Annotated in this window: 23 protein-coding genes and 1 tRNA gene; 14 read left to right on the top strand and 10 right to left on the bottom strand. The window is 66.3% G+C overall.

What is annotated here, in order from left to right; translation table 11 throughout:
* Positions 1-25: 25 nt before the first annotated feature.
* Complete coding sequence (locus FHT32_RS02900) at positions 26-697, top strand: RNA pyrophosphohydrolase (RefSeq protein WP_176663600.1); 672 nt, start codon at positions 26-28, stop codon at positions 695-697.
* Positions 642-1,238, top strand: coding sequence for a CNP1-like family protein (locus FHT32_RS02905; RefSeq protein ID WP_176663131.1), 597 nt, complete (start codon positions 642-644; stop codon positions 1,236-1,238). The genes FHT32_RS02900 and FHT32_RS02905 overlap by 56 nt, the downstream gene beginning before the upstream one ends.
* A gap of 64 nt (positions 1,239-1,302) precedes the next feature.
* Here FHT32_RS02905 and proB read toward each other — a convergent pair whose 3' ends face one another.
* The 4 genes from proB to rplU form a co-directional block, all read right to left on the bottom strand.
* Positions 1,303-2,445 (bottom strand): glutamate 5-kinase, encoded by a 1,143-nt coding sequence (proB, locus tag FHT32_RS02910; RefSeq protein WP_126024682.1) that lies wholly within the window; start codon positions 2,443-2,445, stop codon positions 1,303-1,305.
* Between the two features lie 89 nt (positions 2,446-2,534).
* Positions 2,535-3,611, bottom strand: a complete 1,077-nt coding sequence (cgtA, locus tag FHT32_RS02915; RefSeq protein ID WP_176663132.1) for an Obg family GTPase CgtA — start codon at positions 3,609-3,611, stop codon at positions 2,535-2,537.
* A 71-nt stretch (positions 3,612-3,682) separates the two neighbouring features.
* Entirely contained in the window at positions 3,683-3,943 is a 261-nt protein-coding gene (gene rpmA, locus FHT32_RS02920) for a 50S ribosomal protein L27 (protein WP_093057448.1), read from the bottom strand.
* Between the two features lie 21 nt (positions 3,944-3,964).
* Positions 3,965-4,276 (bottom strand): 50S ribosomal protein L21, encoded by a 312-nt coding sequence (rplU, locus tag FHT32_RS02925; RefSeq protein WP_019656543.1) that lies wholly within the window; start codon positions 4,274-4,276, stop codon positions 3,965-3,967.
* A 184-nt stretch (positions 4,277-4,460) separates the two neighbouring features.
* Here rplU and FHT32_RS02930 point away from each other — a divergent pair, with 184 nt between their 5' ends.
* The 10 genes from FHT32_RS02930 (at position 4,461) to FHT32_RS02975 (ending at position 14,025) form a co-directional block, all read left to right on the top strand.
* Positions 4,461-5,453 carry a polyprenyl synthetase family protein gene (locus tag FHT32_RS02930; RefSeq protein WP_176663133.1) on the top strand — a complete coding sequence of 331 codons (993 nt, stop codon included), beginning with the start codon at positions 4,461-4,463 and terminating at the stop codon, positions 5,451-5,453.
* A gap of 50 nt (positions 5,454-5,503) precedes the next feature.
* A tRNA-Pro gene (locus FHT32_RS02935) sits at positions 5,504-5,580 on the top strand.
* A 117-nt stretch (positions 5,581-5,697) separates the two neighbouring features.
* Positions 5,698-7,431: a type IV-A pilus assembly ATPase PilB gene (gene pilB, locus FHT32_RS02940; protein WP_176663134.1), complete on the top strand. Its 1,734-nt coding sequence runs from the start codon at positions 5,698-5,700 to the stop codon at positions 7,429-7,431.
* A gap of 26 nt (positions 7,432-7,457) precedes the next feature.
* Positions 7,458-8,687: a type II secretion system F family protein gene (locus FHT32_RS02945; RefSeq protein ID WP_176663135.1), complete on the top strand. Its 1,230-nt coding sequence runs from the start codon at positions 7,458-7,460 to the stop codon at positions 8,685-8,687.
* The gene (locus FHT32_RS02950) at positions 8,687-9,652 is read left to right on the top strand and encodes an A24 family peptidase (protein WP_176663136.1); all 966 of its coding nucleotides are present in this window, start codon (positions 8,687-8,689) and stop codon (positions 9,650-9,652) included. The genes FHT32_RS02945 and FHT32_RS02950 overlap by 1 nt, the downstream gene beginning before the upstream one ends.
* Positions 9,653-9,659: 7 nt before the next feature.
* Positions 9,660-10,271: a dephospho-CoA kinase gene (gene coaE / locus FHT32_RS02955; protein WP_176663137.1), complete on the top strand. Its 612-nt coding sequence runs from the start codon at positions 9,660-9,662 to the stop codon at positions 10,269-10,271.
* A 69-nt stretch (positions 10,272-10,340) separates the two neighbouring features.
* Positions 10,341-11,834 (top strand): MBOAT family protein, encoded by a 1,494-nt coding sequence (locus tag FHT32_RS02960; RefSeq protein WP_176663138.1) that lies wholly within the window; start codon positions 10,341-10,343, stop codon positions 11,832-11,834.
* 161 nt (positions 11,835-11,995) lie between these two features.
* Positions 11,996-13,030: a hypothetical protein gene (locus FHT32_RS02965; RefSeq protein ID WP_176663139.1), complete on the top strand. Its 1,035-nt coding sequence runs from the start codon at positions 11,996-11,998 to the stop codon at positions 13,028-13,030.
* Between the two features lie 30 nt (positions 13,031-13,060).
* Positions 13,061-13,816, top strand: coding sequence for a cell division protein ZapD (zapD, locus tag FHT32_RS02970; RefSeq protein WP_176663140.1), 756 nt, complete (start codon positions 13,061-13,063; stop codon positions 13,814-13,816).
* Positions 13,813-14,025 carry a DNA gyrase inhibitor YacG gene (locus FHT32_RS02975; RefSeq protein WP_176663141.1) on the top strand — a complete coding sequence of 71 codons (213 nt, stop codon included), beginning with the start codon at positions 13,813-13,815 and terminating at the stop codon, positions 14,023-14,025. Before zapD ends, FHT32_RS02975 begins: the two co-directional genes overlap by 4 nt.
* A 3-nt stretch (positions 14,026-14,028) precedes the next feature.
* Here the strand turns inward: FHT32_RS02975 and FHT32_RS02980 are convergent, their stop codons facing one another.
* The 6 genes from FHT32_RS02980 to secA are packed head-to-tail and all read right to left on the bottom strand — an operon-like array spanning position 14,029 to position 23,412.
* The gene (locus FHT32_RS02980; protein ID WP_176663142.1) at positions 14,029-15,999 is read right to left on the bottom strand and encodes an acyltransferase family protein; all 1,971 of its coding nucleotides are present in this window, start codon (positions 15,997-15,999) and stop codon (positions 14,029-14,031) included.
* 51 nt (positions 16,000-16,050) lie between these two features.
* On the bottom strand, positions 16,051-18,018 hold the full coding sequence (locus FHT32_RS02985; protein ID WP_176663143.1) for an acyltransferase family protein: 1,968 nt from the start codon (positions 18,016-18,018) through the stop codon (positions 16,051-16,053).
* A 7-nt stretch (positions 18,019-18,025) separates the two neighbouring features.
* Complete coding sequence (locus tag FHT32_RS02990) at positions 18,026-18,487, bottom strand: NUDIX domain-containing protein (RefSeq protein WP_176663144.1); 462 nt, start codon at positions 18,485-18,487, stop codon at positions 18,026-18,028.
* Positions 18,484-19,359, bottom strand: coding sequence for an ATP-binding protein (locus FHT32_RS02995; protein WP_176663145.1), 876 nt, complete (start codon positions 19,357-19,359; stop codon positions 18,484-18,486). Before FHT32_RS02995 ends, FHT32_RS02990 begins: the two co-directional genes overlap by 4 nt.
* Positions 19,356-20,585, bottom strand: coding sequence for a bifunctional glutamate N-acetyltransferase/amino-acid acetyltransferase ArgJ (argJ, locus tag FHT32_RS03000; RefSeq protein ID WP_176663146.1), 1,230 nt, complete (start codon positions 20,583-20,585; stop codon positions 19,356-19,358). Before argJ ends, FHT32_RS02995 begins: the two co-directional genes overlap by 4 nt.
* Positions 20,586-20,625: 40 nt before the next feature.
* On the bottom strand, positions 20,626-23,412 hold the full coding sequence (gene secA, locus FHT32_RS03005) for a preprotein translocase subunit SecA (protein ID WP_176663147.1): 2,787 nt from the start codon (positions 23,410-23,412) through the stop codon (positions 20,626-20,628).
* 173 nt (positions 23,413-23,585) lie between these two features.
* Here secA and FHT32_RS03010 point away from each other — a divergent pair, with 173 nt between their 5' ends.
* On the top strand, positions 23,586-23,894 hold the full coding sequence (locus tag FHT32_RS03010; RefSeq protein WP_176663148.1) for a hypothetical protein: 309 nt from the start codon (positions 23,586-23,588) through the stop codon (positions 23,892-23,894).
* Positions 23,895-23,954: 60 nt separating this feature from the next.
* Entirely contained in the window at positions 23,955-24,941 is a 987-nt protein-coding gene (locus FHT32_RS03015; protein ID WP_176663149.1) for an ornithine cyclodeaminase family protein, read from the top strand.

Below are 24,941 nucleotides of genomic sequence, written 5' to 3' on the forward strand. Positions count from 1 at the left end.
TCAGTTCAAAAATTGGGGTTTGATTATGCTCGACCGGGACGGCTTCAGGCCCAACGTCGGCATCATCCTGCTCAACCAGAGAAACCAGGTTTTCTGGGGCAAACGCATACGCACGCACTCCTGGCAGTTTCCGCAAGGCGGCATCGACCGCGGCGAAAGTCCCGAGCAGGCCATGTACCGGGAACTGCACGAGGAAGTGGGGCTCCACCCGGAGCATGTGCGCATCGTGGCCCGTACCCGCGACTGGTTGCGCTACGAGGTGCCGGATCGGTTCATCCGCCGTGACGCACGGGGCCACTACAAGGGCCAGAAACAAATCTGGTATCTGCTGCAACTCATCGGCCACGACTGGGATCTCAACCTGCGTGCAACCGACCATCCCGAATTCGACGCCTGGCGCTGGCATGACTACTGGGTGCCGCTCGACGTCGTCGTCGAGTTCAAGCGCGGCGTCTACGAGATGGCGCTCACCGAGCTCGCTCGCTACCTGCCGAGGCAGGACTTCCGCAACCGCTTCCTGCGCAGCAACGTGCGCGCCCGAGAATTCGAGCGCCATTCGCCGGACGCCGGGGCTCCGCCCGGACTGGATCTGCCGCCCGGCGGCAGTTTCGATCCGCATCCCGACATTCCTTCCGCGAGCAATGAACCTCCTGTCCAAGACAACAAGGCCCCCCCGCACCTTCCGACGCAGCGCTGAGCGCGTCCTCCTGCTGGCCTGCTTCGGCGTACTCGCCGGATGCGCCTCGGGCCCGCACGACACCGACAACCCCGACTGGGCACAGGCCGGCATGCCGCCGCCGCCCAAGCGGTACGAGACGGACAAGGAGTGGGAGGAAACGGCCACCCCGCCACCGCCGGCCTTCAGCGAAAGCCGCCTGCTGCCGATCGAAATGCCGCCCTACATGAGCCTGAAGTTCGGCATCGATCCGCAGACGATCGCGATCACGGGCGACGGCATCGTCCGCTACGTGGTGGTGGCCCAGAACCGCAGCGGCGGCGCGACCAACGCCTTCTACGAGGGCATCCGCTGCTCCACGGCCGAGATGAAGAGCTACGCGCGCTACAACAACGGCGCGTGGCAGGACGTGGCGAAGCCCGAATGGAAGAAGCTCGGCGACATGAACTCCAGCTACACCCGCAAGCTGGCCACGCAGGCCCTGTGCCGCGGCAACGCACCGCGGCCATCGGTGGGCGACATGGTCCAGAACATCCGCAATCCGGTGCGCGAAGTCCAGTAGGCGATCCGCGCTGAAGGATGAAAAACGGGGCCCGCGCGGGCCCCGTTTTATTTCCCGTGGCCTCTCAGCCCGGCATCAGCACCATGTTGTCGCGGTGGACCATTTCCGGCTCCGCCACGTAGCCCAGCAGGCGCTCGAATTCGGACGAGGGCTTGCGGCACAGCAGGCGCGCCTCCACGCTCGAGTAGTTGGCAAGACCGCGGGCCAGTTCGACGCCGTCGGCGTCGCGCACCGCGATCACGTCGCCGCGCGAGAACTCGCCCGAGACGCCGGTCATGCCGATCGGCAGCAGGCTCTTGCCCTCGGCCCGCACCTTGGCGGCCGCGCCCGCGTCGACTACGACAGACCCGCGCAGTTGCAGATGGTCGGCCATCCAGCGCTTGCGGGCCTGGTGCTTGGCGGTCTGCGCCACCAGCAGCGTGCCGATGGACTCGCCCTTCGCCAGCCGCAGCAACGCGTCGGCTTCGCGGCCCCAGGCGATGACCGTGGAGGCGCCCGAGCCGGCGGCGCGCTTGGCCGCGAGGATCTTGGTGATCATGCCGCCCTTGCCGATGCTCGAGCCCGCGCCGCCGGCCATCGCCTCGAGCGCCGGGTCGCCAGCGGCGGCCTCGTGCACGAACTTCGCGTCCGGGTCCTTACGCGGGTCGGCCGTATACAGGCCCTTCTGGTCGGTGAGGATGACCAGCGCATCGGCTTCGACCAGGTTGGCCACGAGGGCGCCGAGCGTGTCGTTGTCGCCAAACTTGATCTCGTCGTTGACGACCGTGTCGTTCTCGTTGATGACCGGCACCACGCCCAGCTTGAGCAGCGTGACCAGCGTCGATCGGGCATTGAGATAGCGCTCTCGGTCCGCCAGGTCGGCATGGGTCAGCAGCACCTGGGCACTGCCGATCTCGTTCTCGCGCAGCTTGGTCTCGTACATCTGGGCCAGGCCCATCTGGCCGACGGCGGCAGCGGCCTGGAGCTCGTTGATCTCATGCGGCCGGGTGCGCCAGCCGAGACGCTTCATGCCCTCGGCGATCGCGCCGCTCGACACCATCACCACCTCGCGCCCGTCGCGCACCAGCGCGGCCAGCTGCCGGCACCACTCGCCGATGGCGGCCTCGTCGAGACCGCGCCCCTCGTTGGTCACGAGGCTGGAGCCCACCTTCACGACGATACGGCGGGCATCCCGCAAGGCAGTGGATCCGGAGTTCGACGAGGTCATTTGGGGTGTTACGGTCTTTGGATGCTGCTCGGGTTGCTGTCTTCGGCCCGTCTCGGGCCGGCCGTCGATGCTGCTGCGGCAGGTGCCGCTCAGGAGCCTTCGGGAGGCAGAGGCACGAAGCGCGGATCGACCTCGACCGTCTGGTGCTCGGCCACCTGCTCCGCCTTGACCTGCTGGTAGATGGCCTGCACCAGGTGCTCGCAACCTTCGCGCGTGAGCGCGGAAATCTCGAACACCGGGCCCTTGAAGCGCAGGCGCTTCACAAAGTCCTTGATGCGCGCGGCGCGCTCGTCGGCGGGCACCATGTCGAGCTTGTTCAACACGAGCCAGCGCGGCTTCTCGTAGAGATCGGCGTCGTATTTCTTCAGCTCGCCCACGATGGCCTTGGCCTGCGCGACCGGATCGACGCTGTCGTCGAACGGAGCCATGTCGACCACGTGCAGCAGCAGGCGGGTGCGCTGCAGATGCCGCAGGAAGAGATGGCCGAGGCCGGCGCCTTCGGATGCGCCTTCGATCAGACCGGGCAGGTCTGCGACCACGAAGCTCTGCTCGGGACCGACACGCACGACGCCCAGGTTCGGGTGCAGCGTGGTGAACGGGTAGTCCGCGATGCGCGGCCGGGCATTCGAGATGGCGCTGATCAGCGTCGACTTGCCGGCATTGGGCATGCCGAGCAGGCCCACATCGGCCAGCACCTTGAGTTCGAGCTTGAGGCTGCGCTTCTCGCCGGGCCAACCGGGGGTCTTCTGGCGCGGGGCGCGGTTGATCGCGCTCTTGAAACGCATGTTGCCGAAGCCACCGTCGCCACCCTTGGCGATGGTGATGACCTCGCCCTCTTTCAGGAGCTCGAACAGCACTTCGCCGGTCTCGGCGTCGGAAATGATGGTTCCGACCGGCATCTTGAGCGTGATGTCGTCGCCAGCGGCGCCGAACATGTCGGAGCCCATGCCGTGCTCGCCCCGCTTGGCCTCATGGCGGCGCGAATAGCGGAAATCGACCAGGGTGTTGAGGTTGGAATCGGCCACCGCGTAGACGTGGCCGCCACGGCCGCCGTCGCCGCCGTTGGGGCCGCCGAATTCCTTGTACTTCTCATGACGGAACGACACGCAGCCGTTCCCGCCATCGCCCGCGGCGATGTCGATGAAGGCTTCGTCGACGAACTTCATGGGGGGTGTAGTTTACAAATGAAGAAGCCCCGGCAATGCGGGGCCTCTGAATGGTCGAATGGACTCGGGGCTTAAGCCGCGGGAGTCACGTTGACCGTGTGCTTGTTCAGCGCACCCTTGGTACCGAACGACACGTGGCCGTCGACCAGGGCGAACAGCGTGTGGTCCTTGCCCACGCCGACGTTGACGCCGGGGTGGAACTGGGTGCCGCGCTGGCGCACGATGATCGAGCCTGCGCTGATCAGTTCGCCGCCGAAAGCCTTCACGCCGAGCATCTTGGGCTTGGAATCGCGCCCGTTTCGCGTAGAGCCGCCGCCTTTTTTCTGTGCCATGGAATCTGCTCCTGTGCCGTATTAAGCAGCGATCGCGCCGATTTGCAGTTCGGTGAACTGCTGGCGATGGCCTTGACGTTTCTGATAGTGCTTGCGACGGCGCATCTTGAAGATGCGAACCTTGTCGTGCTTGCCGTGCGACAGTACCGTGACCGTCACCGTTGCACCGGACACCAGGGGCGTGCCAACCTTGATTTCAGCGCCGTTGCCGACAGCCAGAACCTGGTCGATCACGATTTCCTGGCCTACGTCCGCAGCAATCTGTTCTACTTTGATTTTCTCGCCGGAAGCAACGCGATATTGCTTGCCACCGGTTTTTATGACCGCGTACATGTAAACCTCTTAGAAATGAGTCTCCGCAGCGAATTCCGCAGAGCCCAAGATTATAGCGCGGTTTGCGCCCGCTAACCACCCTTGGCGCCAAACGGCCCCGGCAAACCACGCCGGCTCCCTATAATTTGCGCCTTCCGGCCCGTTTCCTGACTGGGCTGCCCTTATCTTCAGCAGCGCCTTCGCCTTGCCAGTTCCCGCCGCCGACACCTCCCCCACCGCCACCGTGCTGGACCTGATTGCCGGCGACATGGTCGAAGTCGACCGTGTGATCGCCCGCCGCCTCGACACGGGCGTGCCGCTGGTCAGCCAGGTTTCCAGATACATCATTTCCGCCGGCGGCAAGCGCCTGCGGCCGGCGCTCCTGCTGCTGATGTCGGGTGCCCTGGGCTATACGGGCGAGCAGCGGTTCAATCTGGCGGCCGTCGTGGAATTCATCCATACGGCCACGCTCCTGCACGACGACGTGGTCGACGAATCGACCCTGCGGCGCGGCCGGGCGACCGCCAACGAATCCTTCGGCAATCCGGCCAGCGTGCTGGTCGGCGACTTCCTGTACTCGCGCGCATTCCAGATGATGTTGGATGCCAACAACATGCGCGTGATGCAGATCCTGGCCGAAGCCACCAACGTGATCGCCGAGGGCGAAGTGCTTCAGCTGATGAACATGCACGACGCATCGCTGGACGAAGCAGCCTACCTGCGCGTGATCCGGTCGAAGACCGCCAAGCTCTTCGAGGCCAGCACGCGCCTCGCCGCCGTGCTGGCGGATGCCACGCCGGAAGTCGAAGAGGCCTGCGCCACCTACGGCCAGGCGCTCGGCACCGCCTTCCAGGTGATCGACGACGTGCTGGACTACGCAGGCGACATCAACGAGACAGGCAAGAACGTCGGCGACGACCTGCGCGAAGGCAAGACCACGCTGCCGCTCATCTTCGCGATGCAGCGAGGCACCCCTGCCCAGAGCGACCTGGTGCGAGCCGCCATCGAGGCCGGCGATACCGCCCAACTGGGCAGGGTCGTCGAGATCGTTCGTGAAACCGGAGCGCTGGATGCCTCGCGTGCCGCCGCCGCCGCCGAGGCGCAACGTGCGATTCACGCATTAAAAGATCTGCCGTCCAATTTGCACGCTTCAGGTTTGCTACAATTAGCGGCTCAGTTGCTTGAGCGACGTGCCTGAACACCTCTTTGAGTTGGCATCTAGGACGACTTCTTCTTTCTTGCAACCATCGGGGTGTAGCTTAGCCTGGTAGAGCGCTACGTTCGGGACGTAGAGGCCGGAGGTTCGAATCCTCTCACCCCGACCAGCCTTTGGCTGGCATAAATAGTCAAATGGCCATGCCTGTTGCTGTGTAGCGATTTACAGCACAGGAGTGTTCAGCGATGATCGTGAAGCAATTTTTCACATCTTTTTCACTCGCTGAATGGCCGCTGCCGAACTTCCTGTTAAAGAACCCTCGCAGATTGCCCTCCCAGGGCTTGCTCGCGCCCTGGTTTCGGCCGGCAAGCTTCCTGCCAAGGCAGCCGAGGACATCTACCAGAAGTCCCTCAGCGGCCGTACCAGCTTCATCGCGGAGCTGACCGGCTCCGGCGCCGTCTCGGCGGCCGACCTCGCCCACACCCTGTCCACGGCCTTCGGCGCCCCGCTGCTCGACCTGGACGCCATCGACCCTCAGCGCCTGCCGAAGGATCTGGTCGACCAGAAGCTGTGCCATGCGTACCGCATCGTCGTCCTCAGCAAGCGCAACAACCGTCTGATCGTTGCAACAGCCGATCCGTCCGACCAGCAGGCGGCGGAGAAGATCAAGTTCGCCTCCCAGATGGGCGTCGACTGGGTCATCGCCGAATACGACAAGCTGTCGCGAATGATCGAGGCCGCGGCCGTCAGCGCGGCGGAAACCATCAACAGCATCGTCGGCAGCGAGTTCGAGTTCGACGATGTCTCGGCCGAAACCCCGAGCGACAGCAACGACCAGGCGATCGCCGAAGTCGAGGACGCGCCGGTCGTTCGCTTCCTGCACAAGATGCTGCTGGACGCCGTCAGCATGCGGGCCTCGGACATCCACTTCGAACCGTACGAACACAACTACCGCGTGCGCTTCCGCGTCGACGGCGAGTTGCGCGAGGTCGCGAGCCCGCCCACCGTCATCAAGGACAAGCTGGCCTCGCGCATCAAGGTCATTTCCCGGCTCGACATCTCCGAGAAACGCGTGCCGCAGGACGGCCGCATGAAGCTCAAGATCGGGCCCGACCGCGTGATCGACTTTCGCGTGAGTACCCTGCCCACGCTGTTCGGCGAAAAGATCGTCGTCCGTATTCTCGATCCGAGCAGCGCGCGCCTTGGCATCGACGCCCTCGGCTACGACGCGGACGAGAAGGCACGGCTGCTGCACGCCATCGGCCGTCCCTACGGCATGGTGCTGGTCACCGGTCCCACGGGCTCCGGCAAGACGGTGTCGCTCTACACCTGCCTGAACCTGCTGAACCAGCCAGGCGTCAACATCGCGACGGCGGAAGATCCGTCGGAAATCAACCTGCCCGGCGTCAACCAGGTCAACGTCAACGAACGCGCGGGCCTGACCTTCGCGGCCGCGCTGCGCGCCTTCCTGCGCCAGGATCCCGACATCATCATGGTCGGCGAAATCCGCGACCTCGAAACCGCCGACATCTCGATCAAGGCCGCGCAGACCGGCCACCTCGTGCTCTCCACGCTGCACACCAACGACGCGCCGACCACGCTCACGCGGATGCGCAACATGGGCATCGCGCCGTTCAACATCGCCTCGAGCGTGATCCTGATCACGGCGCAGCGCCTCGCGCGCCGCCTGTGCACCGTCTGCAAGCTCCCGGCCGACATTCCGCGCGAAACGCTGCTCGAAGCAGGCTTCAAGGAAGAAGAACTGGACGGCTCCTGGAAGCCCTACCGCCCCGTCGGCTGCTCTGCCTGCAGCAGCGGCTACAAGGGCCGCGTCGGCATCTACCAGGTGATGCCGATCTCGGAGGCCATCCAGGAAATCATCCTGCGCGACGGCAGCGCACTCGACATCGCCGCGCAGTCGGAAGCCGAAGGCGTGCGCTCGCTGCGCCAGTCCGGCCTGCGCAAGGTCATGCAAGGCCTCACTTCTCTGGAAGAAGTGGTGGCCTGCACCAACGAATAACGAACATACCGAACACCGGAGATCGAATGGCTACAGTGGCATCCCCCCGCACCCAGCCCACACACAAGGAATTTGTCTTCGAATGGGAAGGCAAGGACCGCAACGGCAAGCTGGTACGCGGCGAACTTCGTGCCGCCGGCGAGAACCAGGTGCAGGCCGCACTGCGCCGCCAGGGCGTGCTCGCCTCCAAGATCAAGAAGCGCCGCATGCGCTCGGGCAAGGCGATCAAGCCCAAAGACATCGCGATCTTCACGCGGCAGCTCGCCACCATGATGAAGGCCGGCGTGCCGCTGATGCAGTCCTTCGACATTGTCGGCCGTGGCAATGCGAACCCAAGCGTGGCCAAGCTGCTCAACGACATCCGCAGCGACGTGGAAACCGGCAGTTCGCTGTCGTCCGCATTCCGCAAGTTTCCGAAGTACTTCGACAACCTCTACTGCAACCTGGTGGAGGCTGGCGAAGCGGCCGGTATTCTCGAAGAACTGCTGGACCGGCTCGCCACCTACATGGAGAAGACCGAGGCGATCAAGTCGAAGATCAAGTCGGCGTTGATGTACCCTATCTCGGTGATCGTGGTGGCATTCATCGTGATCGCCATCATCATGATTTTCGTGATTCCCGCGTTCAAGGAGGTGTTCACGTCTTTTGGCGCCGACCTGCCTGCACCAACGCTGATCGTGATCAGCATCAGCGAGTTCTTCGTTTCCTATTGGTGGCTGATCTTCGGCGGCATCGGTGGGGGGCTCTATTTCTTCATGCAGGCCTGGAAACGCAACGAGCGCGTGCAAAGAACCATGGACCGCCTCCTGCTGAGAATCCCGGTCTTCGGCGTACTGATCGAAAAATCCTGCGTCGCCCGCTGGACCCGCACGCTGGCAACCATGTTCGCCGCCGGCGTCCCGCTGGTCGAGGCCCTCGACTCGGTGGGCGGCGCCTCCGGCAACACCGTCTACGGCGACGCCACCGCGAAGATCCAGCAGGAGGTCTCCACCGGCACCAGCCTCACGTCGGCCATGACAAATGCCAACCTGTTCCCGTCCATGGTGATCCAGATGACCGCCATCGGCGAGGAATCCGGCTCCATCGACCACATGCTGGGCAAGGCCGCCGACTTCTACGAATCCGAAGTCGACGACATGGTCGCCGGCCTCTCCAGCCTGATGGAGCCGATCATCATCGTGTTCCTCGGCACCATCATCGGCGGCATCGTGGTGTCGATGTACCTGCCCATCTTCAAGCTCGGCCAAGTCGTTTGATGCTCGTTTCGCGGGAGTTCGACACCGTCTTCGCCGGTGTCCTGGGGCTATTGATCGGCAGCTTCATGAATGTCGTCATCTACCGCACGCCGGTGATGATGTATCGCGAATGGCTCGCCGACGCCATCGCCAACCTCATGTCGTCGAAGGACGCGCCCTCGCTGTGGTCGCTGGCCTTCGGACCCAAGGTCGCGGCGCCAGCTGGGCTGGAGGCGGCGGCAGACAAGGCGGCCGAGGTCCTCGAGAAGCAGCCGCCCTTCGACCTGACGCGCCCCGCATCGCGCTGTGGTGCGTGCGGCCACAAGATCCGCTGGTACGAGAACATCCCCGTGCTGAGCTACGCCGTGCTGCGCGGGCGCTGCTCGTCTTGCAAGACCACGATCAGCCCGCGCTACCCGCTGGTCGAGCTGATCACCGGCGGCCTTTTCGCCTTGTGCGCCTGGCGCTTCGGCATCACGCCCGCCGGGGCGCTGTGGGCCGCGTTCGGCGCCCTCCTGGTCTGCCAGTTCCTGATCGACTTCGACACCCAGTTCCTGCCCGACTCGCTCAACTACCCCCTGCTTTGGCTGGGCCTGATCGGCGCGGCCATGGGCTGGACCGGCGTTTCGCTGAGCTCCGCCGTCTGGGGCGCCGTGTTCGGCTACCTGAGCCTCTGGCTTGTGTACCATGCCTTTCGCCTGGTCACGGGCAAGGAAGGCATGGGCTATGGAGACTTCAAGCTGCTGGCTGCGCTGGGTGCATGGCTCGGCGCCGACTACCTCATCGCGATCATCCTCGTCTCCTCGCTGGTGGGCGCGGTGATCGGCATCTCTTTGCGCATCGCCGGCAAGCTGGCGCACAAGGACATCCCGATCGCCTTCGGCCCCTTCCTGGCCGGCGCGGGCCTCGTCTGCCTGGTGGCGGGCCCCGAAGTCGTGAGGCAGTGGATTCCGTTCGCCTTTCCCCTGGGCGCGCTGATCCACTGACATCCGCATGGTGGTGCGGCGCATCGGCCTGACGGGCGGCATTGGCAGCGGCAAGAGCACCGTCGCCGGCCTCCTCGTGGCCCAGGGAGCGGTTCTTGTGGACACGGACGCCATCGCGCGGTCCATCGCGCTGCCGGGCGGCATCGCGATGCCCGCGCTGGAGGCCGCCTTCGGCTCCGGCGTCATCGACGCGGCCGGCGGCCTGGATCGTGCAGCCATGCGGCAGATCGTCTTCGCGGACGCAGGCGCCAAGGCCCGCCTCGAATCCATCCTCCATCCCCTGATCGGCGCTGAAACCCAGCGCCAGGCCACTGCGGCCGGCGAGGATGCGGTCGTCGTGTTCGACGTTCCCCTGCTGGTCGAATCCGGGCGCTGGCGTGCCATCGTCGACCGGGTGCTGGTGGTCGACGCCACCGAGGAAACCCAGTTGAAACGCGTCGTCGCACGCTCCGGCTGGGCGCCGGAGGCGGTCGAGGCGGTGATCGCCCAGCAGGCCCCGCGACGGGCGCGCCGGGCCGCGGCGGATGCCGTGATCTACAACGAGTCCCTGACCCTGGAGGAACTCGCTCAGGAGGTCCGGGGTTTCTGGGAACAGTGGGCTAAGTCGGGCACGCGATAATTTGGGGTTGACGCCGCGACGGCAAAAGGACGATCACGTCAAACGGCGCATGCCCAAGCGCCCCTCACGATGCTTTTCAATTCGTACCCCTTCATCTTCGTTTTCTTCCCGCTGGTCCTGATCGGCTTCTTCCTGATCGGTGCGCGCAGCCCCCGGTCGGCGGCGGGGTTCCTGGCACTGGCTTCCCTCTTCTTCTACGGGTGGTGGAGCGTCAAGGCGCTGCCCCTGCTGCTGGGGTCGATCTGCGTCAACTACTGGTTCGGGCTGCGCCTCACCCCCTCCCCGGGCCGGGAGGACAAGCACCGCAAGACGCTGCTGATCATCGCGCTGGTGGTCAACCTGGGCGTGCTGGCCGTCTTCAAGTACGCCAACTTCTTCCTCGAGAACGTCGACGCCGGGCTGGCAGCCGCGGGCCTGCCGCAGATCGACCTGGTGCACATCGTGCTGCCGATCGGCATCTCGTTCTACACCTTCACCCAGATCGCCTTCCTGGTCGACTGCTGGCAGGGCAAGGTGCACGAGCGCAGCTTCATCCACTACGTGCTGTTCGTGACCTACTTCCCGCACCTGATCGCGGGCCCCGTGCTGCATCACGCGCAGATGATGCCGCAGTTCAACAACCCGGCCACCTACCGGATCAACGCCAACAACATCGCGCTGGGCCTGGGCATCTTCGTCTTCGGCCTGGCCAAGAAGATGCTGATCGCGGACCCGATGGGCCAGTACGCCGACATGATGTTCAAGGGCGTGCACGAAGGCGTGATGCCCTCGCTGTACACGGCCTGGTTCGGGGTGCTGGCCTATACGCTGCAGATCTATTTCGACTTCTCGGGCTATTCCGACATGGCCGTCGGCCTGTCGCTGTGCGTGGGCGTGCAGCTGCCGCTCAACTTCAGGTCGCCCTACAAGTCGACCAACATGATCGAGTTCTGGCGCCGCTGGCACATCTCGCTGTCGACCTTCCTGCGCGACTACCTCTACGTGCCGCTGGGCGGCAACCGCAAGGGCCCGGCGCGGCGCTACATCAACCTGTTCCTGACGATGCTGCTGGGCGGCCTTTGGCACGGCGCCGCCTGGACCTTCGTGATCTGGGGCGCGCTGCACGGCTTCTACCTGATGGTCAACCACTTCTGGAACGCCAAGGTGCGGCGCGGCCGGACCGAAACCACCTGGTACGGCCGCGTGGCCGGCTGGTTCATCACATTCCTGTGCGTGATGATCGCCTGGGTGGTGTTCCGCGCCGACAGCATGGCGGCCGCCATCGAGATCTACAAGGGCATGCTGGGCATGCATGGCGCGCCCGTGTCGGCCTTCAGCGAATTCCGCGTGCCGTTCCGCAAGCCCGAGTTCTTCCAGACGCTCCTGGTCGGCATCGTGATCTGCCTGGCGCTGCCGCCCACCATCACGCTCGACCGCTGGATTCCCGCCGTCGCCGGCCTGGCAGGACGCCCGCGCCTGCAGCGCCTGGCGACCTGGGTCACCGGCCTGGGCTGCGTCTATCTCTTCGGTCTGTGCGTGTCGAAGTTCGGCAGCTACAGCCCCTTCCTCTATTTCCAGTTCTGAAATGAAATTCCCCCAGGCTTCGCGCACTTCGTGTCGCTTCTCCAACCCCCTCGCCGGGGGCGACGCCGGCGGCCCGGCAAAGCCGGTTCCACGGCGTCCCGCGAGTGGAGCGCGCTCGATTCATGCAGCGCAGATCAGGCGGAGCGCGGCGGGGGGCTGAGATGGAAGACACGAAATCGGCCAGGACCTGGCTTCGCATCTTCGCCGCGGGCTACCTGGTGTGCTGCGCGCTGCTGCTCGTCAGCCTGTTCACGCCCATTCCGTATGGCGACCTGACCCGCATCGGGCGCATCTCCGAGCGTGAATTCGGCTGGCACGAGCCGCCTCCGCCCATTCCCGACGCCGACGTCAAGACCTGGCCTATCACCGAATCCGACATCCTCGTGATCGGCGACAGCTTCTCGGTGCGCTACGCATGGCAGTCAAAGCTGGTGGGCGCAGGCTACAAGGTCACGACCACGCACTGGGACAACCTGGGCGGCGTGGTCTGCGACGACTTCTCCGGCTGGCTCCAGAAGTCGGGCTTCAAGGGCAAGGTGGTGATCGTCGAGAGCATCGAGCGCCTGCTGTACGACCGCATCGAGAAATCGCAGTCGTGCAAGACCATGAAGCACGCCTTCAAGCCGACGCCGCCGCCGTTCGAGAATCCGTCCAGGCCGGCCCCCGGCTTCCAGCTCAACTGGGACGCTCAACTGCTCAGCGGCTGGTTGACATATCAAAACACGAAGGAGATCCTGGCCTCCGACAGCTGGACCAACACGCCCGATCGCTGGGGCCCGCTGATCGACGCCCGCGTGGTGCCCGAGGGCTGCAAGCAGTTCAGCCACCGCGCCTGCGACAAGCTGCTCATGACCGCCGAAGACCGGGTCAATCCGGCGCTCACGGCCGAGTCCGCGCAGTTCATGAAGCGCTTCGAGAGCACTGCCGCGCCCTACAAGGTGGTGTGGATGGTGGTGCCGAACAAGACCAGCGTGTATTTGCAACAAAACCATGCCGATGCGTTCCGCGCAGCGTTCAACCCGCAAAATATCGGGCCTGACCTGTTCGCCCTGGCGGAACAGAACCGCTTCAAGATGAAGGATCTTTTCCCCGCCAACGAGACCCACGTGTCCACCCGGGGTTACATTCTTTTCGGGCAGCGTATGCTGGAGGCTGTGCGCGAGGTATTCCCGCCACCGGCCCCCAAGGCGCAATGAGCCCGAACCCGACGTGAAAAACCGATACGCGTGATCCTCTACGAGTACCCCTTCAACGAGCGCATCCGCACGTACCTGCGGCTCGAGCACCTGTTTCGCCGCCTCGGCGAGCTGGTGCCGGCCGAGTCCCCGCTGTCCCACCACTACGCCCTGGTCACGATCTTCGAGATCATGGACGTCGCCGCCCGCGCCGACCTCAAGGCCGACGTGCTGCGCGACCTGGACAAGCACAAGAACGTCTTCAACAGCTACCGCGGCAATCCGGCCATCGCCGAAGCCGTGCTCGACCAGGTCGTCGGCCAGCTCGAAGGCAACTTCGCCACCCTCAACAGCGTGTCCGGCAAGGCGGGCCAGGCGCTGACCGAGAACGAGTGGCTCATGAGCATCCGCAGCCGCGCCGGCATTCCGGGCGGCACCTGCGAGTTCGACCTGCCCGCCTACTACGCGTGGCAGCACCGCCCCGCCGCCAGCCGCCGCGCCGACCTCGAGCGCTGGTCGAACACGCTCTCGCCCCTGGCCTCGTCGATCTACCTGCTGCTCAAGCTGCTGCGCGACGCCGACGTGCCCTACAAGGTGATCGCCGTCAACGGCCAGTTCCAGCAGAACCTGCCCCAGGGCCGCAGCTTCCAGCTGCTGCGCCTGCGCATCGACCCCAAGCTGGGGCTCATTCCTGAAATCAGCGGCAACCGCCTCATGGTCTCGGTGCGCCTGATGCGCCACGACAAGGACGACCGCCTGCACCAGAGCTCGGAAGACGCGCCCTTCGAGCTGACCCTTTGCGCATGACGACGCCGGTGAACAGCAAGGGCGAGCGCATCGTCCGCTGCCCCACCTGTGGGGGCGACAGTGTCTACGCACCGAGCAACGCCTACCGGCCGTTCTGCAGCGCCCGCTGCAAGGGCATCGACCTGGGCGCCTGGGCCAGTGAGGAATTCCGCATGCCCGCCGAGGCGCCGCCGGACGACGAACCCTTCGGCGATCCCAAGATCCAGTAGCGGCTACTTTCCGCCCGGGCTGGCGTCGAGCAGCGCCGGGTCGATGTACGTCGCGAAGCTGCGCGCATAACGGGGCCGGAGATGGCCGATATCCTTGTACGCCGGCGAACCGTCGTCGGGCATGCTGCGAAGGCAGCGGCCGTCGGAGCACAGGCTGGCGAAGGGCTCGATGACCCGCGCGCCATTGGCCAGCGCCACCTGCTTCAACCGCTCGTTGAACCGCGCCTGGTCTTCCGGCATCGGCGCCCCGGCCTGCCCGGAGGCGGCCGTCATCCTGCCCAGCCGGCTGCCCTGGATCTGCCCGAGCGGGTCGAAATCCATGCCCACCGGGTTGCCGAGCACCAGGTAGACCGTCTTCTTCGCCGAGAGGCGCTTGAGCACCTCGCCGAGCGACCTGAGCGACTGGTCGATGCCGTCCCCGCCGATGAACGGGTGCACGGCTTTTCGGTCGTCGACGAAGAAGTTCACCGTCGGCCCTGCGCCGGTGAAGTAGCAGCTCCAGCAGGCGCCCAGCACCACGGAATCGATTTCCGGCTTCAGCGCCAGTTCGAGCACCGCCTTGCGCCGCTCGTCGCAGCCGGTGTCCAGGCTGCTGAACAGGCCGGGCACGGGCGGGCACGAGCCCTTGGTCGCGAAGTACACGGTGCGTGCCTTGTCGGGTTGCGTGCGCACGAGTTCGAGCGCGCGCGGCGCGTACTGCTCGACGTGGCTGTCACCGATCAGCAGCACGTTGTGCTTGCCGCTGCCGGCACGGTAGACGAACTGGTTGCCCAGCGCGGACTCCTCGAAGCCGTCGTAGTAGTTGTCTTCGCGGGTGGCGTCGGCCACCGCCTGCAGCGCCGGGCTGTCGTGGCGCGGCGATGGCGTGCCCAGGAAGACCAGCACCCCGGCCAGTGCCAGCGCCGCGCCCGCGCCAGCCAGCCCGCGCAGGATCGCCTGCGAGAGGTGCAGCTTCACGAAGCGCTCCAGGAAGCGATACGTGGCCCAGGCCAGCACCACCGACGCCGCCACCAGCGCGATGCGCAATTGCAGCGGCGGCTCGCCACCGGCCACGATGCGCGCGTAGGACAGCAGCGGCCAGTGCCAGAGGTACAGCGGGTAGCTGATGAGCCCGATCCACACCATCACCCGGTTCGACAGCAGGTACTTGTTGAGCACCCCGTTCGGCCCCGCGGCGATGCAGCTCACCGCGCCCAGCACCGGCAACAGCGCCCACCAGCCCGGAAACGCCTTCGTGCTGCGCGTCATGACCAGGCCGAGCACCAGCAGGGCCATGCCGGCGATCGACTGCAGGTGCTTCGTCCACGGACGCGAACCGGCCGCGCCCGAAGCGGCGGCCTGCAGCCGCATCGCCGCCAGCAGCCCGCCCGCCATCAGCTCCCAGGCACGCGACAGCGGCGAGTAGAACGCCGCCGCGCGGTGCGCCTGCACCGTCAGCACGTTGACGAGGAACGAGATCACGGCCACCGCCAGCACCACGCGCAGCATCGGCCAGCGCCTGCGCCAGGCCAGCCCCAGCATCAGCGGCCAGAAGATGTAGAACTGCTCCTCGATGCCCAGCGACCATAGGTGCAGCAGCGGCTTGGTCTCGGCCGTGGCGTCGAAGTAGCCGGCCTCGCCCAGGAAGACGAGGTTGGCGAAGAAGGCCGCGCCGCCCGTGGTCTGCTTGCCCAGCTGCGAGAACTCGCCCGGCAGCAGCACGTACCAGCCGAAGGCCAGCGTCGCCAGCAGCACCAGCACCAGCGCCGGGAAGATCCGCCGGATGCGCCGCGCGTAGAAATCGCGATAGCTGAAGTCGCCCGCCGCCAGGCTCTGCAAAAGGATGGTCGTGATCAGGAAGCCCGAGATCACGAAGAAGATGTCGACGCCGATGAAGCCGCCCGGCAGCAGGCTCGGAAAGGCGTGGTACGCCAGCACCGAGCCGACCGCGATGGCTCGCAGGCCGTCGATGTCCGGGCGGTACTTGGGATGCATGGTCGCTGCGTCTTCTTCGATCGATCGGTCGGTCGGCTGGCGAACGGCCGCTCAGCGCGACGGCTGCTGCGCCGGCGCGCTGCGCACGGTGCGGTCGAAGTAGCTCGCCTCTTCGCGCGTGTAGCGCGGGCGCAGGTGGTCGGCGTCCTTGTATGCGGGAGCGCCGTCGGGCAGCGTGACCAGGCAATGGGCACCGTCCCTGCACAGCACCGCCATCGCGTCGATCGGCTCCGCCCCGCTCGCCTCGGCGATGGCGCGCAGCCGGTCGTTGAGCTGCTTCTGGTCCGCCGGCAGCGGAACCGTCGGCGAGGAGGTCATCGCCTCCATGTGCGTGAGGCGGCTGCCTTCGATCAGGCGCTTGGGCGTGAATTCGGGACCGCCGGGGTTGTCGAGCAGCAGGAACACCTTCTTGTGCCGCGCCAGCTCGCGCAGCGTGGCTTCCAGCGAGGCCAGCGAACGCTCGATGCCGTCGCCGCCCTGGAACGGATGGACATTGTTGTCGGCGCCGCGGAAGTAGTACTCCAGCGCGCCGTGGCCGACGAAGTAGCAGTTCCAGCAGCCACCGACGACGACCGAGTCGACCTCCGGGCCCATCGCATAGGCCAGCATCGCGTCGCGGCGTTCGGCGCAGCCGATGTTCTTGTCGACCTGCACGCCCGGCACCGCCGGGCAGGCGCCCTGGGTCACGAACCAGGCCGACTTGTCGGGCATCGACAGCGTGCGGGACAGCTCCATGATGCGCGGCGCGTACTGCTGCACGTGGCTGTCGCCCACGAACAGCACGCGCTTCGGGCCGCTGCCGGTCTTGTAGACCAGCTGCTCGCCGATCTGGTCGAGCTTGAAGCCGGCGTAGTAGTCGGCGTCCAGCGTGGCGTTGGCGACGACCTGCAGCCGGTCGCTGTTGTTCCGTGGGCCGGGCACGCCGAAGAAGATCGCGGTGCCCAGCGCGGCGACCACCACCATGCCCGCGCCCAGCGTCTTGAGGACGCCCGTGCCGGGTCGGCTCCTGGTGTGGCGCTCCACGAACCGGTACGTGCCCCATGCCAGCAGCACGGCGGCCACCATCGCGCCCGCGCGGTAGACCGGCGACGGATGCAGCGGGTCGGCCTCCACGATGCGCACGAAGGCCAGCAGCGGCCAATGCCACAGGTACAGCGGATAGCTGATGAGCCCGATCCACACTATCACCCGGTTCGACAGCAGGTACTTGTTGAGCACGCCGTTCGGCCCCGCGGCGATGCAGCTGACGGCGCCCAGCGTGGGCAGCAGCGCCCACCAGCCCGGGAAGGCCTTGTTGCTGCGGATCATCACCAGCCCGAGCACGATCAGCCCCACGCCCACCACCGACTGCAAATGGCTGCGCCAGACGCTCGGCGCCGGCGGCTTCAGCCGCATGCAGGCCAGGATGCCGCCCACCATCAGCTCCCAGAAACGGGAAGCCGGCGAGTAGAACGACGCGGCCGGCAGCGGATGCACCGTGGTCACGTTCACGACGAACGAGACCGCCGCCACCGCCAGCACCACGCGCACGATCGGCCAGCCCTTGCGCCAGGCGAGGCCCAGCAGCAGCGGCCAGAAGATGTAGAACTGCTCCTCGATGCCCAGCGACCACAGGTGCAGCAGCGGCTTGGTCTCGGCGGCCGTGTCGAAGTAGCCCGACTCGCCCCAGAACACGAAGTTGGCGACGAAGGCCGCGCCGCCCACGGTCTGCTTGCCGAGCTCGGCGAACTCGTCGGACAGCAGCAGGTACCAGCCCGCGCAGAGCGTGGCGAACAGCACCACGATCAGCGCCGGGAAGATCCGCCGGATGCGCCGCGCGTAGAAGTCGCGGTAGCTGAAGTCGCCCGCCGCGAGGCTCTGGAGAATGATGGTCGTGATCAGGAAGCCCGAGATCACGAAGAAGATGTCGACGCCGACGAAGCCGCCCATCAGCGCCGTCGGGAACGCGTGATAGACCAGTACCGAGCCCACGGCGATTGCACGCAGGCCGTCGATGTCCGGACGGTACTTGGGATGCATCAAGCGATCAGCCGGCCGGCGCGTCGGCAGGCGCGACCACCGGCGGCGCCACGAATGGCAGGCCGCGCTCTTCCGACAGCCACTGCAGCACCGGGAACGCGCCCGGCAGCACCGGCGTCACCTCCAGCGGCAGCTGCTGCCAGGCCATGCGCTGGCCTTCGCGCATCTCGAATTCGCCGCTCCAGGCCGTGACCTTGCACCAGTGCAGGCGCACCAGCGCGTGCGGGTAGTCGTGCTCGGTCACCTTCCAGACCTCGGCGCCGTCGATGGTGATGCCGAGCTCTTCCTGAAGCTCGCGCCGCAGCGCTTCTTCGACCGTCTCGCCCGCCTCGATCTTGCCGCCGGGAAACTCCCAGAAGCCCGCGTAGGCCTTGCCTTCGGGCCGCGTGGAAAGCAGCAGGGCATCGTCGGACAGGCGGATCAGCACGCCGACCGCGACCTCCGTGTGCTTGCGCGTTTGCTCGCTCACGCCTTGCTCCGCCCCGCGTAGTCGCGCGCGAACTGGTAGGCCACGCGGCCGCTGCGCGAGCCGCGTTCCAGCGCCCACACGAGCGCCTCGGGCCGCGCCGCCGCGATGGCCGCATCGTCCACGCCGAACGACGAGAGCCACTGGCCCACGATCGTCAGGTACTCGTTCTGGCTGAAGGGATAGAAGCTCACCCAGAGGCCGAAGCGCTCCGACAGCGAGATCTTTTCCTCGATCACCTCGCCGGGGTGGACTTCGCCGTCCTCGGTGTGGGTGTACGAGAGATTGTCCTTCATGTACTCGGGCAGCAGGTGGCGCCGGTTGCTGGTCGCGTAGATCAGCACGTTGGGCGTCGAGGCGGCGATGGAGCCGTCGAGGATCGACTTCAGCGCCTTGTAGCCCGGCTCGCCCTCGTCGAAGCTCAGGTCGTCGCTGAACACGATGAATTTCTCGGGCCGCTGCGACACCACCTCGACGATGTCGGGCAGGTCGGTGAGCTCGGCCTTGTCTACCTCGATCAGGCGCAGCCCCTGCGGCGCATAGGCCTGCAGGCAGGCGCGGATCAGCGAGGACTTGCCCGTGCCGCGCGCACCCGTCAGCAGCACGTTGTTGGCAGGCTTGCCTTCGACGAACTGCTGCGTGTTGCGCGCGATCTTTTCCTTCTGGACGTCGATTTCCTTCAGCGAATCGAGCGACATCGCCGCCACGTGCTTCACCGGCTCGAGCACGCCGTGGCCCGAACTGCGGCGGCGGTAGCGCCAGGCGATGGACGCGTTCCAGTCGGCGGGCTCCGCCAGCGGTTGCGGAAGGATCGATTCGATGCGCCCGATGAGCTGCTCGGCCCGCTCGATCAGCCTCTGGAACTGCTCATTCATGACCGGTAGTCGGCATTGATGGTCACGTACTCGTGGCTGAAGTCGCAGGTCCAAACGGTTTCGCTGGCATTGCCGCGGCCCAGGCCGATGCGCACGGTGATCTCGCTCTGCTTCATCACGCGCTGGCCGTCTTCCTCGCGGTACGACGGGTTGCGCCCGCCCTTGACCGCCACGTGCACGTCGTCGAGGAACAGGTCGATGCCGGTCTGGTCGAGGTCGGCGATGCCCGCGTAGCCCACGGCCGCCAGGATGCGGCCCAGGTTCGGGTCGCTGGCGTAGAAGGCCGTCTTGACCAGCGGCGAATGCGCCACGGCGTAGGCCACCTGCCTGCACTCCGCGGCGTCCTTGCCGCCTTCGACCTGCACGGTGATGAACTTGGTCGCGCCCTCGCCGTCGCGCACGATGGCCTGCGCCAGCTTGCGCGCCACTTCCTGCATGGCGGTCACGAGCGCCTTGCCCTCGGCCGAGTCGAGCGAGGTGATGGTCGCGTGCGCGGCCTTCTGCGTCGCGATGACCACGAACGAATCGTTGGTCGAGGTGTCGCCGTCGATGGTCACCCGGTTGAACGAGGCGTCGGCCAACTGCCTGGCCAGCGGCTGGATCAGCGAGGGATCGATCTTCGCGTCGGTCGCCAGGAAGCCCAGCATGGTCGCCATGTTCGGGCGGATCATGCCGGCGCCCTTGCTGATGCCGGTGATGGTGACGGTGGCGCCGCCGACCTGCACCCGCTGGCTGAACGCCTTGGGGATGGTGTCGGTGGTCATGATGCCTTCGGCCGCGCGCGCCCAGTTGTCTTCCTTGGCGTCGGCCAGGGCTGCGGGAAGGCCGGCCTCGATGCGGTCGACGGGCAGCGGCTCCATGATCACGCCGGTGGAGAACGGCAGGATCTGCTCGGGCGAGATCTCCAGCTTGCGCGCCAGCGCGATGCAGGTGGAGCGGGTGCGCATCAGCCCGTCTTCACCGGTGCCTGCATTGGCGTTGCCGGTGTTGATGACCATCGCGCGGATGCCGTGGTTCGCGGCCAGGTGGTCGCGGCAGACCTGCACCGGCGCTGCACAGAAGCGGTTCTGCGTGAAAACGCCGCCGACGGCCGAACCCTCGTCGATCAGCACGACCGTCAGGTCCTTGCGATTGGCCTTGCGCACGCCCGCTTCGGCCACGCCGATGCGGACGCCGGGCACCGCGAACAGGGCGGCAGGATCGGGGGCTGACAGGTTCACGGGCATGGAGTTCTCTCTCTGGATGAGGTTGTGGCGGACGACGGCTTCAGGTCAGCTTGCCGTGGCACTGCTTGTATTTCTTGCCGCTGCCGCAGGGGCACGGGTCGTTGCGGCCGACGCGGGCGAAGGCCGCAGCCTCCGCGCTGAGCGCGCCCAGGCCCGCGGCCGCGATGCGGCGCTGGCTCTCCTCGTCGACGCGCACCTCGACCTCGCCCGTCTCGGTCGGCGCCGAGTAGGTGATGTTCGAGACGTTCTCGCCGCGGCTTTCCATCGCTTCGGCAGCCTCCTCGAGCTGCTCGCTCGACTGCACGCGCACCGTCATGAGCTGGCGCGTGACTTCGTTCTTGACCGAGTCGAGCAGCTGGCCGAAGAGTTCGAAGGCTTCGCGCTTGTATTCCTGCTTGGGCTGCTTCTGCGCGTAGCCGCGCAGGTGGATGCCCTGGCGCAGGTAGTCGAGCGAGGCCAGGTGTTCGCGCCAGTGGGTGTCGATGCTCTGCAGCAGCACCATGCGCTCGAACTGGGTGAAGTTCTCCTGGCCGATCAGCGCGACCTTGGCATCGAAGGTTTCGTTGGCGGCCTTGAGCACCTTCTCGACGATGTCCTCGTCGGAGACGGCCTCGGAGGCCTCGACTTCCTTCTTGAGCGGCATGTCGATGCCCCACTCGTTGAAGAGCGTCTTCTCCAGGCCTTCCAGGTCCCACTGCTCCTCGACCGATTCGGCCGGCACGTACTGACGCACGAGGTCGGTGAAGCAGCCTTCGCGCAGCGCGGCGATCTGCGCGGTGAGCTCGCCCGCGTCGAGGATGTCGTTGCGCTGCTGGTAGATCACCTTGCGCTGGTCGTTCGACACGTCGTCGTACTCGAGCAGCTGCTTGCGGATGTCGAAGTTGCGCGCCTCGACCTTGCGCTGCGCGCTCTCGATGCTGCGCGTGACGATGCCGGCCTCGATGGCCTCGCCATCGGGCATCTTCAGGCGGTCCATGATCGCCTTCACGCGGTCGCCCGCGAAGATGCGCATCAGCGGATCGTCCAGGCTCAGGTAGAAGCGCGAGGAGCCCGGGTCGCCCTGGCGGCCCGAACGGCCGCGCAGCTGGTTGTCGATGCGGCGCGACTCGTGGCGTTCGGTGGCGATGATGCGCAGGCCGCCGAGCGACTTCACGAACTCGTGGTCCTTGTTCCACTCGGCGCGGATGTGGGCGATGTCGGCCTGCTTGGCCGCCTCGTCGCGGCCTTCGTCGTTCTCGATGGCCTCGATCATCTTCTCGATGTTGCCGCCCAGCACGATGTCGGTGCCGCGGCCGGCCATGTTGGTCGCGATGGTGATCATCTTCGTGCGGCCGGCCTGCGCCACGATGTCGGCCTCGCGGGCGTGCTGCTTGGCGTTGAGCACCTGGTGCGGCAGGCCCGCCTGGGTGAGCAGGCCGTCGATGATCTCGGAGTTCTCGATGGACGATGTGCCCACCAGCACCGGCTGGCCGCGCTCGTAGCACTCGCGGATGTCCTGGATGGCCGCCTCGTACTTCTCGCGCGTGGTCTTGTAGACGCGGTCGAGCTGGTCCTCGCGCTTGCTCACGCGGTTGGGCGGGATGATGACGGTCTCGAGGCCGTAGATCTCCTGGAACTCGTAGGCCTCGGTGTCGGCCGTGCCGGTCATGCCGGCGAGCTTGGAATACAGGCGGAAATAGTTCTGGAAGGTGATGGAGGCCAGCGTCTGGTTCTCGGCCTGGATCTCAACGCCTTCCTTGGCTTCCACTGCCTGGTGCAGGCCATCGCTCCAGCGGCGCCCGCTCATGAGGCGGCCGGTGAATTCGTCGACGATCACCACTTCGCCCTGCTGCACCACGTAGTGCTGGTCGCGGTGGTAGAGGTGACGTGCACGCAGCGCCGCGTTCAGGTGGTGCATCAGCGTGATGTTGGCCGGGTCGTAGAGCGACGCGCCCTCGGGCAGCAGCTTGAATTCGCTCAGCAGGCGCTCGGCGTTCTCGTGGCCGTCTTCGGTCAGAAACACCTGGTGCGTCTTCTCGTCGACCGTGAAGTCGCCGGGCACCGTGACGCCCTCGCCCGTGCGCGGATCGGCTTCGCCTTCCTGCTTCTTGAGCAGCGGCACGACCTTGTTGATGGCGAGGTAGAGGTCGGTGTGGTCTTCGGCCTGGCCGCTGATGATCAGCGGGGTGCGGGCCTCGTCGATCAGGATGGAGTCCACCTCGTCGACGATCGCGAAGTTCAGGCCACGCTGCACCCGGTCGCCCGGCTCGTAGACCATGTTGTCGCGCAGGTAGTCGAAACCGTACTCGTTGTTCGTGCCGTACGTGATGTCGCTGCCGTAGGCCTGCTGCTTCTCCTCGCGCGGCATCTGCGGCAGGTTGATGCCCACGGAGAGGCCGAGGAAGTTGTAGAGGCGGCCCATCCAGGTCGCGTCGCGGTTGGCCAGGTAGTCGTTCACCGTGACCACGTGCACGCCCTTGCCCGACAGCGCATTCAGGTACACCGGCAGCGTGGCCGTCAACGTCTTGCCTTCGCCGGTGCGCATTTCGGAGATCTTGCCGTTGTGCAGCGCCATGCCGCCGAGCAGCTGGACGTCGAAGTGGCGCATCTTCATGACGCGCTTGGAGCCTTCGCGCACCGTGGCGAAGGCTTCGGGCAACAGGGCATCGAGGGTTTCGCCCTTGGCGATGCGGTCCTTGAACTCCTGGGTCTTGGCGCGCAGTGCGTCGTCGCTGAGCTTCTCGAACTCGGGTTCGAGCGCATTGATGCGTTCCACCGTCTTGCGATACTGCTTGAGCAGCCGGTCGTTGCGACTGCCGAAAATCTGGGTCAGGAAGTTGGTTGCCATGGGTGGAGATGGGCGGGCGCCTGGTGAGATACGGCAGGCACTTCGACCGGATTCCCTAAGATATGGTGAAAGCAGTTGGGCGCGCTTTCAACGAAAGCAAGCGGCCTTTTTCCGGCGCGAGCGCCGGCAAACCGGGCATTTTAGCTGTCTTGTTTCTGACCCCTGTATTACCCATGTATCGCCGACTCCCCCCCGCCATTTCGCTGCAGGAAGCCGCTGAAGGCGCCCCCACGCTCGGCAGCCTGATGGCGCGCGCGCGCGACACCACCGAGCGCCTGAAGGCCGTCGAAGGGCTGATCCCGCCGGCCATGCGCGCGGCCGTGCAGGCCGGGCCGGCCGAGGGCGACGTCTGGTGCCTGCTGGTCAAGGGCAGCGCGGCGGCGGCCAAGCTGCGCCAGCTGGCGCCCATGCTCGTCACCCGGCTCAGGAACCGGGGCTGGGACGTGGCGACGATACGTATCAAGGTGCACACGGGCCGCTGAGGGCAGCAGCCCGCGGGGTCAGATTTTGATTTTTTGTCTGGAGATAGATAATATTTCCAGATGACATCCTCCACCGCGCCCGCCGACGCCCGGCTCCTGCTGCTCGACAAGACCCAGGTCGACGCCCTCCTCTCACCCGACGAAGTGCTCCGCGCCGTGCGCGAGGCCTTCGTGCTGCACAGCGAGCGCGAGGGCCGCGTGTTTCCCGTCGTGCGCGAGCCGCTCGCCACGGGGGGCGTGTTCGGCATCAAGTCCGGCGACGTGCAGGCCCAGGGCCTGCTCGGCTTCAAGGCCGCCGGCTTCTGGCCGGCCAACCGGCAGCGCGGCGGCGAGCCCCATCAGGCGACGATCATGCTGATCGACCCGGCCACCGGCCGGCCGCTGTGCCTCATCGACGGCAACACGGTGACGACCGTGCGCACCGGCGCGGCCGGGGGGCTGGGGCTGCAGCAGCTCGCGCGGGCCGACAGCACGCGGCTGTGCATCTTCGGCATCGGCGTGCAGGCCCGCATCCAGCTCGACTTCGCGCTGCGGCTGCTGCCCTCGCTGCGCGAGGTTCTATATATCAGTGCGAGCGGCGAGCCCAATGCCGCCTTCGAAGCCCATTTCGCAGAACGCTGCCGCATCGCGCCGGCCGGCGACCGCAACACGGCCGTGGCCCGCAGCGACATCGTGATCACCGCCACGCCCGGCGGCGGCGCGCTGTTCGACCTCGATGCCGTCCAGCCCGGCACCCACCTGAACTGCGTCGGCGCCGACACCCGCGGCAAGCGCGAACTCCCCGAAGGCCTGCTGCAGCGGGCACGGCTCGTGGTCGACGACCGGACGCAGGCGCAGCAGATCGGCGAAACGCAGTGGGCGCCCGGCACCTCGTGCATCGAACTGGGCGACCTGCTCGGCGGCAAGGCGACTTTCGAGCGAGCCCCCGGCGACATCACGGTCTTCGACATGACAGGCCTCGCACTGCAGGACCTGACCGTCGCGCGCCTGCTCCACCTGCGCGCAAACGAAACGGGAACGGGCACACGCATTGCGTGGCCTTGGTAG

The organism is Variovorax sp. SG517 (assembly GCF_013376045.1).
GTDB lineage: Bacteria > Pseudomonadota > Gammaproteobacteria > Burkholderiales > Burkholderiaceae_C > Variovorax.

Coding starts and splice junctions, on each gene's coding strand:
- FHT32_RS02900 (WP_176663600.1), top strand. CDS start 26: ATGCTCGACCGGGACGGCTTCAGGCCCAACGTCGGCATCATCCTGCTC.
- FHT32_RS02905 (WP_176663131.1), top strand. CDS start 642: ATGAACCTCCTGTCCAAGACAACAAGGCCCCCCCGCACCTTCCGACGC.
- proB (WP_126024682.1), bottom strand. CDS start 2,445: ATGACCTCGTCGAACTCCGGATCCACTGCCTTGCGGGATGCCCGCCGT.
- cgtA (WP_176663132.1), bottom strand. CDS start 3,611: ATGAAGTTCGTCGACGAAGCCTTCATCGACATCGCCGCGGGCGATGGC.
- rpmA (WP_093057448.1), bottom strand. CDS start 3,943: ATGGCACAGAAAAAAGGCGGCGGCTCTACGCGAAACGGGCGCGATTCC.
- rplU (WP_019656543.1), bottom strand. CDS start 4,276: ATGTACGCGGTCATAAAAACCGGTGGCAAGCAATATCGCGTTGCTTCC.
- pilB (WP_176663134.1), top strand. CDS start 5,698: ATGGCCGCTGCCGAACTTCCTGTTAAAGAACCCTCGCAGATTGCCCTC.
- FHT32_RS02945 (WP_176663135.1), top strand. CDS start 7,458: ATGGCTACAGTGGCATCCCCCCGCACCCAGCCCACACACAAGGAATTT.
- FHT32_RS02950 (WP_176663136.1), top strand. CDS start 8,687: ATGCTCGTTTCGCGGGAGTTCGACACCGTCTTCGCCGGTGTCCTGGGG.
- coaE (WP_176663137.1), top strand. CDS start 9,660: ATGGTGGTGCGGCGCATCGGCCTGACGGGCGGCATTGGCAGCGGCAAG.
- FHT32_RS02960 (WP_176663138.1), top strand. CDS start 10,341: ATGCTTTTCAATTCGTACCCCTTCATCTTCGTTTTCTTCCCGCTGGTC.
- FHT32_RS02965 (WP_176663139.1), top strand. CDS start 11,996: ATGGAAGACACGAAATCGGCCAGGACCTGGCTTCGCATCTTCGCCGCG.
- FHT32_RS02975 (WP_176663141.1), top strand. CDS start 13,813: ATGACGACGCCGGTGAACAGCAAGGGCGAGCGCATCGTCCGCTGCCCC.
- FHT32_RS02980 (WP_176663142.1), bottom strand. CDS start 15,999: ATGCATCCCAAGTACCGCCCGGACATCGACGGCCTGCGAGCCATCGCG.
- FHT32_RS02985 (WP_176663143.1), bottom strand. CDS start 18,018: ATGCATCCCAAGTACCGTCCGGACATCGACGGCCTGCGTGCAATCGCC.
- FHT32_RS02995 (WP_176663145.1), bottom strand. CDS start 19,359: ATGAATGAGCAGTTCCAGAGGCTGATCGAGCGGGCCGAGCAGCTCATC.
- argJ (WP_176663146.1), bottom strand. CDS start 20,585: ATGCCCGTGAACCTGTCAGCCCCCGATCCTGCCGCCCTGTTCGCGGTG.
- secA (WP_176663147.1), bottom strand. CDS start 23,412: ATGGCAACCAACTTCCTGACCCAGATTTTCGGCAGTCGCAACGACCGG.
- FHT32_RS03010 (WP_176663148.1), top strand. CDS start 23,586: ATGTATCGCCGACTCCCCCCCGCCATTTCGCTGCAGGAAGCCGCTGAA.
- FHT32_RS03015 (WP_176663149.1), top strand. CDS start 23,955: ATGACATCCTCCACCGCGCCCGCCGACGCCCGGCTCCTGCTGCTCGAC.